The 12,790-nt window shown below is 63.6% G+C and carries 11 protein-coding genes; 5 read left to right on the top strand and 6 right to left on the bottom strand.

Annotation, left to right across the window (positions count from 1 at the left end):
- Positions 1–1,469 (bottom strand): 2-isopropylmalate synthase (locus tag KBT70_RS00195; RefSeq protein WP_296627346.1); only part of this gene is annotated, 1,469 nt, incomplete at its 3' end.
- A gap of 263 nt (positions 1,470–1,732) precedes the next feature.
- Between KBT70_RS00195 and KBT70_RS00190 the strand changes: the two genes are divergently transcribed.
- Both KBT70_RS00190 and KBT70_RS00185 read left to right on the top strand, forming a co-directional pair.
- The gene (locus tag KBT70_RS00190; RefSeq protein ID WP_296627343.1) at positions 1,733–2,398 is read left to right on the top strand and encodes an SDR family NAD(P)-dependent oxidoreductase; all 666 of its coding nucleotides are present in this window, start codon (positions 1,733–1,735) and stop codon (positions 2,396–2,398) included.
- Positions 2,392–3,921, top strand: coding sequence for a cryptochrome/photolyase family protein (locus KBT70_RS00185; protein WP_296627348.1), 1,530 nt, complete (start codon positions 2,392–2,394; stop codon positions 3,919–3,921). The genes KBT70_RS00190 and KBT70_RS00185 overlap by 7 nt, the downstream gene beginning before the upstream one ends.
- Here KBT70_RS00185 and KBT70_RS00180 read toward each other — a convergent pair whose 3' ends face one another.
- A complete protein-coding gene (locus KBT70_RS00180; RefSeq protein ID WP_296627341.1) occupies positions 3,922–5,334 on the bottom strand; it encodes a 2-isopropylmalate synthase in 1,413 nt (470 codons plus the stop codon).
- A 153-nt stretch (positions 5,335–5,487) separates the two neighbouring features.
- Between KBT70_RS00180 and KBT70_RS00175 the strand changes: the two genes are divergently transcribed.
- A complete protein-coding gene (locus tag KBT70_RS00175; RefSeq protein ID WP_296627339.1) occupies positions 5,488–7,155 on the top strand; it encodes an NAD+ synthase in 1,668 nt (555 codons plus the stop codon).
- Between the two features lie 8 nt (positions 7,156–7,163).
- Here KBT70_RS00175 and KBT70_RS00170 read toward each other — a convergent pair whose 3' ends face one another.
- Both KBT70_RS00170 and KBT70_RS00165 read right to left on the bottom strand, forming a co-directional pair.
- Complete coding sequence (locus KBT70_RS00170; RefSeq protein ID WP_296627336.1) at positions 7,164–9,296, bottom strand: ATP-binding protein; 2,133 nt, start codon at positions 9,294–9,296, stop codon at positions 7,164–7,166.
- Positions 9,297–9,301: 5 nt separating this feature from the next.
- Positions 9,302–9,697 (bottom strand): hypothetical protein, encoded by a 396-nt coding sequence (locus KBT70_RS00165; protein ID WP_296627335.1) that lies wholly within the window; start codon positions 9,695–9,697, stop codon positions 9,302–9,304.
- 182 nt (positions 9,698–9,879) lie between these two features.
- Between KBT70_RS00165 and KBT70_RS00160 the strand changes: the two genes are divergently transcribed.
- Both KBT70_RS00160 and KBT70_RS00155 read left to right on the top strand, forming a co-directional pair.
- Positions 9,880–10,689, top strand: coding sequence for a prolyl oligopeptidase family serine peptidase (locus KBT70_RS00160; RefSeq protein ID WP_296627334.1), 810 nt, complete (start codon positions 9,880–9,882; stop codon positions 10,687–10,689).
- Between the two features lie 71 nt (positions 10,690–10,760).
- Positions 10,761–11,540, top strand: coding sequence for a methyltransferase domain-containing protein (locus tag KBT70_RS00155; protein ID WP_296627331.1), 780 nt, complete (start codon positions 10,761–10,763; stop codon positions 11,538–11,540).
- A 9-nt stretch (positions 11,541–11,549) separates the two neighbouring features.
- Here KBT70_RS00155 and KBT70_RS00150 read toward each other — a convergent pair whose 3' ends face one another.
- Both KBT70_RS00150 and KBT70_RS00145 read right to left on the bottom strand, forming a co-directional pair.
- Entirely contained in the window at positions 11,550–12,347 is a 798-nt protein-coding gene (locus tag KBT70_RS00150) for a phytanoyl-CoA dioxygenase family protein (protein WP_296627329.1), read from the bottom strand.
- Positions 12,340–12,790, bottom strand: a 451-nt coding sequence (locus KBT70_RS00145) for an aminotransferase class III-fold pyridoxal phosphate-dependent enzyme (protein WP_296627327.1), incomplete at its 5' end; no start/stop codon positions are given. The genes KBT70_RS00145 and KBT70_RS00150, both read right to left, overlap by 8 nt.

Here is a 12,790-nt window from a genome sequence, read left to right as displayed (position 1 = left end):
GAGGCCACGACCGTATCGGTATCCGCCGATTGTCCCATCACGATGCGCCCCGCCTCTTCCATGCGCACCGATACGGTGGCCTGTGCGTCGGTGCCTTCGGTCACGGCATGGACCTGATAGAGTTGCAACCGCGCCTCATGTGGAAAGAGCGCCTTGACCGCGTTGAACGTGGCATCGACGGGCCCGTCGCCGGTGGCCTCGGTCGAGACCTCGCGCCCGTCGATTTCCATCGTGAGCGTGGCCTGTTGCGGGCCTTCGGTGCCGCAGATCACGCGCAAGTGTTTGATCTGCAAGCGGTTGTTCTCGGAATCCACACCGGCATTGACGAGGGCCACGAGGTCGTCGTCGTAGATTTCCTTCTTGCGGTCGGCGAGTTCCTTGAACCGGACGAACACATCGTTGAGCTGATTATCAGCCAAGTCATAGCCCAAATCCTTGAGCTTGGAGCGCAAGGCGGCACGGCCCGAATGTTTACCCATGACGATATTGGTCTCGGTGAGACCCACATCCTCGGGGCGCATGATCTCAAACGTTTCGGCGTTCTTGAGCATGCCGTCCTGATGGATGCCGGATTCATGCGCAAAGGCGTTCTTGCCGACGATGGCCTTGTTGAACTGCACCGGAAAGCCCGACACAGCGGCAACACGGCGCGAGATGTTCATCAGCTTGCGGGTGTCGACGCCGGTCACATAGGGCATGATGTCGCCGCGCACCTTGAGGGCCATCACCACCTCTTCGAGGGCGGTGTTGCCTGCGCGTTCGCCAAGGCCGTTGATGGTGCATTCGATCTGCCGCGCGCCGCCTGCAACGGCGGCGAGGGCGTTTGCCGTGGCCATGCCGAGGTCGTTGTGGCAATGTGTGGCAAAGACCACCTCATCCGCCCCCGGCACGGTTTCGATCAGGCGGCGAATGAGCGAGGCGGATTCCTCGGGTGCGGTATAGCCCACGGTGTCGGGGATATTGATCGTGGTTGCCCCCGCCTTGATCGCGATTTCCACCACGCGGCAGAGATAATCCCATTCGGTGCGGGTGGCATCCATCGGCGACCATTGCACATTGTCGCAGAGATTGCGGGCATGTGTCACCGTCTCGTGAATCCGTTCGGCCATCTGGTCGCGGTCGAGATTGGGTATGGCGCGGTGCAGCGGCGAGGTGCCGATAAAGGTATGGATGCGGGGGCGAGCGGCGTGTTTCACCGCCTCCCAGCAGCGGTCGATATCCTTGAAATTGGCCCGCGCGAGGCCGCAGATCACGGCGTTCTTTGCGTTCTTGGCAATATCGCTGACGGCGTTGAAATCGCCCTCGGAGGCGATGGGAAATCCCGCCTCGATGATATCGACGCCCATGTCATCGAGCAGCCCGGCAATTTCGAGCTTTTCGGCATGGGTCATGGTGGCGCCGGGGCTTTGCTCGCCATCGCGCAAGGTTGTGTCAAAGATGACGACGCGATCTTTAGAGGTGTTGGTCATGTTGGTCTCTTTCAAAAAATCCTAAGCCTGCGGCGCGAAAACGGCACATCCTCTGAGCGGTCGCGCCAAGACGGCACGCTCAGAGGCGGCTTAGGCCTAGCAGGACAGCACGTGCGGCACGCCGAGGGGCGTGGGGCAAGGGCGTGATATGATCCTGCATCAACATGGGCGAAACTATAGGCATGCCGCGCGGCGAAGAAAACCCCGAAATTGCGCTTGGCTTTGGGGGTTGAAGCGGCGCGGGCTTCGGCTAGGTCTGCGCCATGGAAAACGCATTGATCATCGGCGCCTCGGGCGGCATCGGGCAGGCTGTGAGCGCCGCCCTTGAGGCAAGGGGCGTGTCGGTCACCGGCCTGTCGCGGAGGGACGATGGGTTGGACGTGACCGATGAGGCCTCGGTTGCGGCAGCCCTTCGGGCGCTCACGGGGCCGTTTGACCTGATCCTTGTGGCGACGGGGGCGTTGGAAATCGGCGACGCCGCGCCGGAAAAGGCGCTGCGGCAGGTGAGCGCGCAGGCGATGCTGGATCAATTCGCGCTCAATTGTGTGGGACCATCGCTTGTGCTCAAGCACAGTGTCCGGCTCTTGCCGCGCGAGGGGCGGGCGGTCTTTGCGGCGCTCTCGGCGCGGGTGGGCTCGATCGGCGACAACAGTTTCGGCGGCTGGTATTCCTATCGCACCGCCAAGGCGGCACTCAACCAGATGATCCACACCGGCGCAGTTGAACTGGGGCGCAGCCACCGCGCGACGATTTGCGTGGCGCTGCATCCCGGCACGGTCGAGACCGACTTTACCCGCAAGTATCTGGGGCGGCACCCGGCGGTGCCTGCACCAGAGGCGGCGGAAAACCTGCTGCGCGTCATCGCAGGCTTGCGGCCTGAGGACAGCGGCGGGTTCTTTGATTGGCAGGGGAAACCCGTGCCATGGTGACGCGGCTGGTTTTGGTGCTGGGGGATCAGCTTAGCCTGGATTTGTCTGCCTTGCGCGCGGCGGACAAGGCACGCGACGTGGTGGTTATGGCCGAGGTGATGGACGAGGGCAGTTATGTGCCGCACCATCCCAAGAAGATTGCGCTGATCCTGTCGGCGATGCGGCATTTTGCAGAAGAGTTGCGCGCGGCTGGCTGGCAGGTGGCCTATACGCGGCTGGATGATCCCGAGGCCACGCCCTCGATTGTCGGCGAAGTGATCCGGCGGGCTGAGGAATTTGGCGCGTCCGAGGTGATTGCCACGCAGCCGGGGGAATGGCGGCTGATTGCGGCGCTGACTGAGGCCCCCTTGACCGTTCGGCAACTGCCCGACGACCGGTTCATCTGTGCGCTGGAGGAGTTCGACCGCTGGGCCGAGGGCCGCAAAGAGCTTCGGATGGAGTATTTTTACCGCGAGATGCGGCGCAAGACCGGGTTCCTGATGGAGGGCGACCAACCGGCGGGGGGCAAGTGGAATTTTGACCATGACAACCGCAAGCGGGCGCAAGTGGACCTGCTGCGCGCAAAGCCGCTGCGGTTTGAGCCGGATGCGATCACGGCGGAGGTGCTCGATCTGGTCGAGGCGCGGTTTGGTGGGCATTTCGGCACTCTGCGCCCGTTCTGGTTTGGCGTGACACGGGCCGAGGCCGCCCAAGCGTTTGACCATTTCGCGCGGCACCTGCTGCCGGGGTTTGGCGATACACAGGATGCGATGCTCGAAGGGGATGCGTTCCTGCACCATTCGGTGATTTCGATGTATATGAACATCGGATTGCTCAATCCTGTGGATATCTGCACCCGAATTGTTGAGGAATGGCAAGCGGGCCGAGTGCCGATCAATGCCGCCGAGGGCTATATCCGGCAGGTGATCGGCTGGCGGGAATATATGCGCGGCCTCTATTTCCGCGAGGGGCCGGACTATGTGACGCGCAACGCGCTGGGCCACGGGCGCGATCTGCCTGCGATGTATTGGGGGGGCGAGACGCGGATGAACTGCGTCTCGCAAGCTGTTGGGGTGACGGCAAAAGAGGCCTATGCGCATCATATCCAGCGGTTGATGGTAACGGGCAATTTCGCGCTTCTGGCCGGGATTGATCCGGGCCAAGTGCATGAATGGTATCTCGCGGTCTATGCCGATGCGTTTGAATGGGTCGAGGCCCCGAATGTGATCGGGATGAGCCAGTTTGCCGATGGCGGCATCATCGCCAGCAAACCCTATGTGAGTTCGGGCAATTATATCGACAAGATGTCGGATTACTGTCGGTCCTGTGCCTATTCGGTCAAGGACAAGACGGGCGAGACTGCCTGTCCCTTTAACCTTCTTTATTGGGATTTCCTGATCCGGCATCGCGATAGGTTTGGCCGCAATCCGCGCATGGGGCCGGTTTACCGCACCTGGGACAAGATGGACGGCACCCGCCGTCAGGCGGTGCTGGACGGGGCCGCGCGGGTGTTGGGCGATCTGGAGGCGGGGCGTATCGTCTGATCACTCGGTCTTGGTCGTGGCCTCTGACAGCGCGCCGTCTTCCCATGTGCCGCTGGCCTCTTGCCCGGTGGCATAGCGCATGGTGCCTTCGCCCTGCCGCTTGCCCGCGCGGAACATCCCCTCATAAGTATCGCCATTGGTGTAGGTGGCCACGCCGCGCCCCGAGATTTCGCCGTTCTGCCATTCCCCCTCATAGACAAAGCCATCGGGCATGGTGATCTTGCCCTGCCCGTGGCGCTGGCCCTCGACGAACTGGCCGACATAGATCGTGCCATCGGGATAGGTGGCGGTGCCGGTGCCGTGGCGCTGACCGTTCTGCCACTCGCCCTCATAGCGATAACCGTCGGGATAGGTCATGACCCCGGTGCCATGGTTGCGGGCGTTCTGGAACTCGCCCTCGTAGACAAGACCGTTGGGGTAGGTGGCACGCCCCGTGCCCTCGATCACGCCGCCGATCCATGATCCCTCATAGGTGGAGCCATCGGGATAGGTGATGCGCCCTTCGCCATTGGCGAGATCATCGCGGAACTGCCCCTCATAGACCGAGCCATCGGGATAGGTGACGCGCCCCTGACCCGAGATTTTGCCAGCGACCCATTCGCCCTCATAGAGATAGCCATCGGTGCCGGTGAATTTGCCCTGACCATGGCGGCTGTCATCCTTGAAGGCGCCCTCGTAGAGATCGCCATTCTCATAGGTGACACGGCCCATGCCCTCGCGCCGTCCGGCGACAAGATCGCCTTCATAGACATCGCCATTGGGCTGCGTGAGCTTGCCCTTGCCGTCAATCTCTCCGGCGCGCCAGGTGCCCTGATAGATCAGCCCGTCGGGCATGGTCAGCGTGCCTTCGCCCTCGCGCGCGCCGCGCGCCACGGCCCCCTCATAGACCGCGCCATCGGGATAGGTGATCTTGGCCATGCCCTCTTTGACGCCATTCACCCAATCGCCGTCATAGATATAGCCACCGGGGCTCTGCATCCGGCCGCGCCCGTGGTGCATCGCGTTGAGAAATCCACCCTCGTAGCGCACGCCATTGGCGTAGATCGCAACACCTTGCCCGGTGATCTTGCCATCCTCCCAAGCGCCTTCATAGGTGCCGCCATCGGTGAACACGATCTTGCCGATGCCATTGGGTTTGCCGCGCGCAAATTCGCCCTCATAGACCGAGCCGTTGGGAAAGCGTGCGACACCCTTGCCGCGGATTTCCCCCTCGACCCATTCGCCGGTATATTCATAGCCATTGGGCAGCGTGTAGGTGCCGGTGCCGTGTTGCAGCCCGTCCTTGAACGTGCCCTCGTAGATGCCGCCATCGTCATATTGCTTGGTCTGCACCTCTGCATCCTGAGCGGCGGCCATTGTGGCCGCGCCAAGGGCGATGCTCAGAAGGATGGGTCTTGTGCGCGAAAACTTCATATCTGCCCCGATGCCCGATCCCGCCCGATGATACGGCGGCTGCGCCAAATCTAGAGGACAGGGCAGGGGCTGACAACGGGTTTTGGGCAAATCGGCTTTTCCTCCGGCGGCGATCTGCTACATCGGAGGCGTGGATATGCAGAGGGCACGCGCATGGCTGACCGGTTTCGCCTGACATTGGCGCAGTTGAACCCCACGGTGGGGGATCTGGCGGGCAATGCGCGTCTGGCGCATGCGGCATGGGAAGAGGGGCGCGCGGCGGGGGCCGATCTGGTGGCGCTGCCCGAGATGTTCATCACCGGCTACAACACGCAAGATCTCGTGCAGAAACCTGCCTTTCATCAGGCGGCGATTGCCGCGATCGAGGCGCTGGCACGCGACTGCGCCGAGGGTCCGGCGCTGGCCATCGGCGGTCCGGCGCTGGAGGGGGTGGGGCTCTACAATGCTTATTATGTCCTGCAAGGGGGGGCCGTGCGCGCCCGCGTGCTCAAACATCACCTGCCCAACGAGACCGTGTTCGATGAGCGGCGGCTCTATCAGAGCGGGCCGGTGGCGGGGCCCTATACGGTGGCAGGCGTGCGGATCGGCAGCCCGATTTGCGAGGATGCCTGGCACGAGGATGTGACCGAGACACTGGCCGAAACCGGGGCGGAAATCCTGCTCGTGCCCAACGGATCGCCGCATGACCGCGACAAGATGGACCTGCGGCAAAACCGGATGGTGGCGCGGGTGATCGAGACCGGATTGCCGCTCGTCTACCTCAATATGGTGGGAGGGCAGGACGATCAGGTGTTCGATGGCGGCTCTTTCGTGCTCAACCCCGGTGGGGCGCTGGCGCTGCAATTGCCGATGTTTGACGAGGCTTTGGCGCATGTTGATCTGGAGCGGGGGCCGGAGGGCTGGCGCGCGGTGCCGGGCGCTCTCGCGTCTTTGCCCGATGATATGGAGCAGGATTATCACGCGATGGTGCTCTCGTTGCGCGATTATCTGCGCAAATCTGGGTTTTCAAAGGTCTTGCTGGGTCTCTCGGGCGGGGTGGACAGTGCCATCGTGGCGACGATTGCGGTTGATGCTGTGGGCGCGCAGAATGTCCGCTGCGTGATGTTGCCATCGGAATATACCTCGCCCGAGTCGCTCGAGGATGCCAAGGCGGTCGCGGAAAATCTGGGGTGCCGGTATGATTTCGTGCCGATTGACGCCGGGCGCGCGGCGATCACGGCGACGCTGGCACCGCTCTTTGCAGGCACAGCACCGGACCTGACCGAGGAGAATCTCCAGTCGCGGCTGCGTGGGCTCTTGCTCATGGCGCTCTCGAACAAGTTTGGCGAGATGCTGCTCACCACGGGCAACAAATCCGAGGTCGCGGTGGGCTATGCCACGATTTATGGCGATATGGCGGGGGGGTATAACCCGATCAAGGATCTCTACAAAAGCCGGGTGTTCGAGATTTGCCGCTGGCGCAACGCGCAGCATCGCGGCTGGATGATGGGGCGCGCGGGGGCTGTGATCCCCGAGCGGGTCATCGCCAAGCCGCCCAGTGCCGAATTGCGCGCCGATCAGAAGGACAGCGATTCGCTGCCGGATTATCCGGTGCTGGACGGGATACTGACCATTCTGGTGGATCAGGACGGCTCGATCTCGGATTGCGTGGCGGCAGGCTATGACCGCGCCGATGCCAAGCGGGTGGAGCATCTGCTTTATATCAGTGAATATAAACGGTTTCAGGCGGCCCCCGGCACGCGGTTGAGCAAACGGGCGTTCTGGCTCGACCGGCGCTATCCGATCGTGAACCGCTGGCGGGATGGGTCCGGCGAGGGCTGAACCCGCGCCTATTCGGCGGCGGGGCGGTGTGCGACGGGGTGCGGCACCAACTCGCCGCTCTCGCGCCGCTGCGCGACATAGGCGACAAGATCGGCCTTGCGCAGAGGTTTGCCAAGGAACCCGTCCATTCCCGCCAGATGCGCCTCTTGCCGGTGTTGGTCCAGAACATTGGCGGTCACGGCCACCACATGCGCAGGTGGCAGGTCCTGCGCTGCCTCTTGCGTGCGGATGAGGCCGGTCGCCTGATAACCGTCCATGCCCGGCATCGAGACATCCATCAGCACCAGATCGGCCGCCTCTGCGCCATAGAGGGCCACCGCCTCGGGACCGCTGGCGGCAAGGCGGAGCTGCGCGCCGGACCGGGCAAAGTAGCGTTCGAGCAGCAGGCGGTTGGTGGCGTTGTCATCGACGGCGAGAATGCGCAGCCCCTTGGCCCAATCCTCGGCGCGGCGCGGGGGCGCGTGATCGGTCGGGACCGCGGTCAGGGTGCCACTAAGGGCGGCACGCGCGGCCTCGATCAGCAGGGCGTGGCGCAGGGGTTTGCGCAGCACGCTGCGCAGGCTGCCGCCGGGCGCTGCGGCGCGGTCCGACAAGAGGATTTGCGGGATCGTGGCGGGCAGGCCCTCGTCGGCGACACGGTCATCGCGCAGGATGAGGGCGGGCGTGGTCGCACGGGGCATGTCCGCGATTGTGCTCCCCTCGATCACGCGGGTGCCAAGATGGGTGAGAAGAGAGGCAAGCCCGGCGCGTCGGTCGGCGCACGCGTCCAGCAGCCAGATCACCGGCGCATCCTGACCGGGAAGCGCCAGAGGCGTGGCGCGCAGGCCCCGCCCGGCCACCTCTTGTGGGATGAGCGGCAGCGTGATGTCAAACCGCGTGCCGATCCCCTCGCGCGACTGCAGCGTCAGCGTGCCGCCCATCAGCGTCACCAACTGGCGACTGACCGCAAGGCCCAGACCGGTGCCGCCAAAGCTGCGGGTGGCGGTGTTGTCCACCTGCTCGAAGGCGGTAAAGACCTTGTCTTGCTGATCCGCAGGAATACCCACGCCGCTGTCATGGACACGAATCACGATCTGGCCGGGACCAGCGGCGCTGGCGCGCAGGGCGACATGCCCCTCGAGCGTGAATTTCACCGCATTGCCCGCGATATTCACGAGGATCTGGCGCAGGCGCCCGGCATCACCCAGCATGATCTCGGGCAGGTCGGGGGCGACATCGGCATAGAGCATCAGCCCCTTGCGCGCGGCGAGCGGCGCCAGAAGCTGGGTCACATCCTCGACAATCTCGCGCAGGCGGTAGGGCTCGGAGGCGAGCGTGAGCTTGCCCGCCTCGATCTTGGAGAAATCGAGAATATCGTTGATGATGGTCAAAAGCGCATCGCCCGAGCGGACCATCGTGCTGACATAACTATCCTGTTCCGGGGTCAGATCGGTTTCCGAGAGCATGTCGGCCATGCCGATGATCCCGTTCATCGGCGTGCGGATCTCATGGCTCATCTTGGCGAGGAAATCGGATTTCGCGTCATTGGCGATCACCGCCACCTCGCGCGCCTCTTCCAGCCGGGTGATGAGGCGGCGCAGCGGGCGGCCCACGATGACCCGAAACGAGAGCCAATTGGCGAGGGCGGCAATGAGGATGCCGCCTGCCAGCAGCAAGAGCAGGAAATCGCGCTGATAGCGTTTGACGGTGGCAATCTCGCGCTCGTCAAAGCGGGTGACAAGCTCGGTTATCGGCCAGGAAAACACCTCATAGGGAAGCGAGAGCGCGGTATCGGCCCCCTGACAGCCCAGCCCCTCGGGCACCACAGCCAGCACGGCGCGGCTGGCCGGGTCCACCAATTCCACGCAGCGGATCGCGGGATCGCCCAGCAGCGTCTGCATGAGGTCGGTGACATAGGCGCTGGTCCAATCCACCGCCCCGTCGCTCTGATCGCTGAACCGCTCCAATGCGCCGCCCAGCCGTGACGTGGCATTTCCGATGCGCATGGCCATCGCCTCTTCGCTGCGCAAGAGGTTCTTTTCGCTCAGCCACAAGAGCCCGGAGGCGGCGAAGAGCAAGAAGGTCGGCACCATCACCGCCGTCAGCTTGAGATACAGTCCCAGCGTCGGCGTGCGCAGCGCCGCCCCGTCCGTCATGGTCATCGACGTCACTCCAGTCGGGTGGCGCGGCCCGCGTCCATCAGCGCCTTGAGCGGGGTGCGGTTGTTGATTTCGGTCCGGATCACGCCATAGCGTCCGCCGCTTTGTGAGATGTAGTAATCCACCGGCACTTCCTTGCCATCGGGGCCCAGCAGCGTGGCGCACATGACATAAACCTCGTCCATCTTGAGGATGATCTCGTGATTCTCGGTCGGGTAGAATTTGGTCAGTTGCCCGGTGGTCAGGTCGAGATGCGGCAGCGCGCCCTCCATCATTGACCGGCTGAGGCTGCGTTGCAGGGCGGCCTGAAGCTGGGTGCGCACCTCTGTCAGGGTTTGCGCCTGCGCGCCCATGCCCGGAAACACGCTGAGCGCCAGCAGCGCAAGAAGGGCTAATCGTGTCATGCGGCATCTCCGTCATCGGGCAGCGTCGCACCCATCCAAGCGCATGGACGTTACCAAAGGGTTGATCCGCAGGCATCGCGCAGATCACAACCGCGTGAGCCAAGGCCACGCGCCACGCGCTTGTGACTTGTCTCTGTCAGGGTTAGGCACAGGATAGAGCCTGTCGGTTTCAGGAGGGTGCAATGCGGTTTCAATCGGTGATCTTGGCCTTGGGCGTGATTTTGGGCGCTCAGCCTGCGCTGGCCTGTGGGCCGGATACCGATTGCCAACTGGGCGACCGGCATTACCGCATCGCCATGCCCGAGGGGCAGGCGGGTGCCCCGGTGGGGGCGGTGGTCTTTGCCCATGGCTATCGCGGATCGGCGGCGGCGGTGATGCAGAACCAGAACCTGCGTCAGGTCGTGTCGGACATGGGGCTGGCGCTGATCGCGCTCAAATCCGCTGATGATGACTGGGTGATTCCCTATGCGCCGCGCCATATGGACAGCGACGGATCGGTGGAATTTCGCTATGTCGAGGCGGTGATCGAGGATGCCGCGCGCCGGTTTCCGATTGATCCCAAGCGGTTGATGGCGGCGGGGTTTTCCGCAGGCGGCATGATGGTCTGGAACCTCGCCTGCACCATGCCCGAGCGGTTCGCGGGCTTTGCCGCAATCGCCGGAACCTTCTGGATGAAACCGCCCGAGACCTGCGCCACACCTGCGGCGAGCCTTGTGCATATTCACGGCACGACTGATCCGACGGTGCCTTTGGCCGGGCGGCCTATTCTGGAGACGCGCCAGGGCGATGTGGCCGACTCGTTGGACATGTATCAGGCGCTGGGCGGCTTCAGCCCGAGTGGAGAGATGGAATTCGAGGACCTCGAGTGTCAGAACCGCCGCAATGCAACGGGTGACGTGCTCGATTTCTGCCTGCATCCGGGCGGACATACCTTTCGCAGCAGCTATCTGCGCTTTGCCTGGGACCGGTTGCTTGCGGCGGGGCAACTCTGAGGCGGGGCTTGTCTGAGCGGGCGCTTCGCGGAATACTCCTCTGAACGGGTATTCAGTCAGGGGGGCTGCGCATGTCCGAGGATATTCTCTACGATCAAAGCCATATCGGCTTTCTTGAGGAGCTTTGGGGCGAGGGGTTTCTCTCGCCCGGTGGGCCGGAGGAAGTGGCGCGGGTTCTGGACGGGATTGATCTGACCGGGGCTAGAGTGCTCGACATCGGCTGTGGGTCAGGGGCGATTGCGGTCAATCTGGTGCGCGACCATGGGGCGGCGCATGTCACGGGGATCGACGTCGAAGACCCGGTCTGTGCCGCCGCGCGCGCCCGTGCCGATGCGGCGGGGTTGGCAGGGCAGATCACCATCGACAAGGTCACGCCGGGGCCGTTTCCCTATGCGGATCAGAGCTTTGATCTGGTGTTCTCCAAGGATTCGATCATCCATATCCCCGACAAGGAGGCGCTCGCGGCCGAGGTGTTTCGGGTGCTGAAACCCGGCGGTATCTTTGCGGCCTCGGACTGGTTGCGTGCGCATGACGGCGCGCCCTCGCCGGAAATGGCGCATTACATCGCCCTTGAGGCGCTCGATTTCGCCATGGCCTCGCCCGCGCGCTACCGCGCGGCGCTGACGGCGGCGGGGTTTGTCGATGTGGCGCTCTTGGACCGCAGCCCGTGGTATGCGCAAGTTGCAGCGGCGGAACTGCAGGAGTTGTCAGGCCCGCGCCGCGCGACATGGGAGGCGCGGCATGGCGCGGAGTTCATCGCGCATCAGATCGAGACATGGACCGCGATGGTGCCGGTTGTGCGGTCGGGCGAGCATTGCCCGCACCATATCCGGGGTCGCAAGCCGGGATGATCATCGGGCTCAGGCGTCAAACCAATAGCCATCGGGATCGCCGGGATAGACCCCAAGATTGCGCCCGTGGCCCTGATAGCCCAGCAATCGGCGCACCGCATCGGGGTATTTATCCGCCTTGGATTTGGGCACCGAGAGATACATATTTTCCTCCTGCCGGAGCCAGCCCAGCGAATAGGTCGTGATCAGCCCCTTGCGCGGGGCATTGGCGCGGTTGGCCCCGCCCGCGTGCACTGTGGCCCCGAGGTAGAAGAGCACCGAGCCGCGCGGCATCACGGCTTGGGTGATCTGATCCTCGGTGATGCTCTTGATCGGGCGCAGGTCCTGAGATCCGGGCACAACGCGGGTCGCGCCATTCTCGACGGTGAAATCATCCAGCGCCCACATGGCGGAAATCTGGAATTCCACGCCCGGAATGCGGATTGGGTAGAAGTCATCGTCGCGGTGCAGCACCTGCGGCTTTTCCCCCGGCAGAATCTCGATCGCGGTGGACGATCCGATGCGGTAATTGATGCAATGACGTTTGAGCACGCGGTCGGCCACGTCCATCACCAGCGGATGTGCCAGAATATCCGCCGCCGCCTCGGAAATCTTGAGGATACTGCCCAGACGGCGCGTCTTGTAGCCGTTGAAATCATTGGCGAACTTATGCCCCTGCGCATCGAACGGGCCGCGCAGATCAGCGGTGATGCGATCCAGCAGATCGGCCCCCGCCACCGCATTGACCACCACGCCGCCATCCCTGAGCAGGGTGTCGGCGACGGTGCCCGCGTCAGTGTCCGCCTTCAGGCGCGCGACCTCAACCATTGTATTCGGCGCTGAGTTGGGTCAGTCCCGCCTCCATGATATCGAACATTTCATCTATCTCCTCTGTGGTGATGATCAACGGCGGTGAGAACACCGCCATATTGCCGTAGGGGCGCAGCAAGAGGCCGCGCGCCTCACAGGCGGCATCGAGCTTGGCGCCGAATTGCAGATGTTTGGCGTAGCTTTCGTCGCTGAGGTCGGGCCGACATTCGAGACAGCCCAAAAGGCCCATGCCGCGCGCGTCGCCGACGATGTCGAACCTCTCGCCGATGGCGCGCAACCGCGCCTGAAATTGCGGGGTGATGCGGCGGACATGGGCCAGAATATCCTCGCGCTCGATGATTTCGATATTCTTGAGCGCGGCGGCGCAGGCCACCGGATGCCCGCAGTAGGTATAGCCGTTGTAGAACACATCATCGCCCTCGATCCCCGCCAAGCGCTCC

The sequence above is a fragment of the Roseovarius sp. genome, assembly GCF_018066915.1.
Lineage (GTDB): Bacteria > Pseudomonadota > Alphaproteobacteria > Rhodobacterales > Rhodobacteraceae > Roseovarius.
The sequence above is the reverse complement of the archived record's forward strand: the minus strand, read 5'-3'. Positions and strand labels throughout refer to the sequence as shown.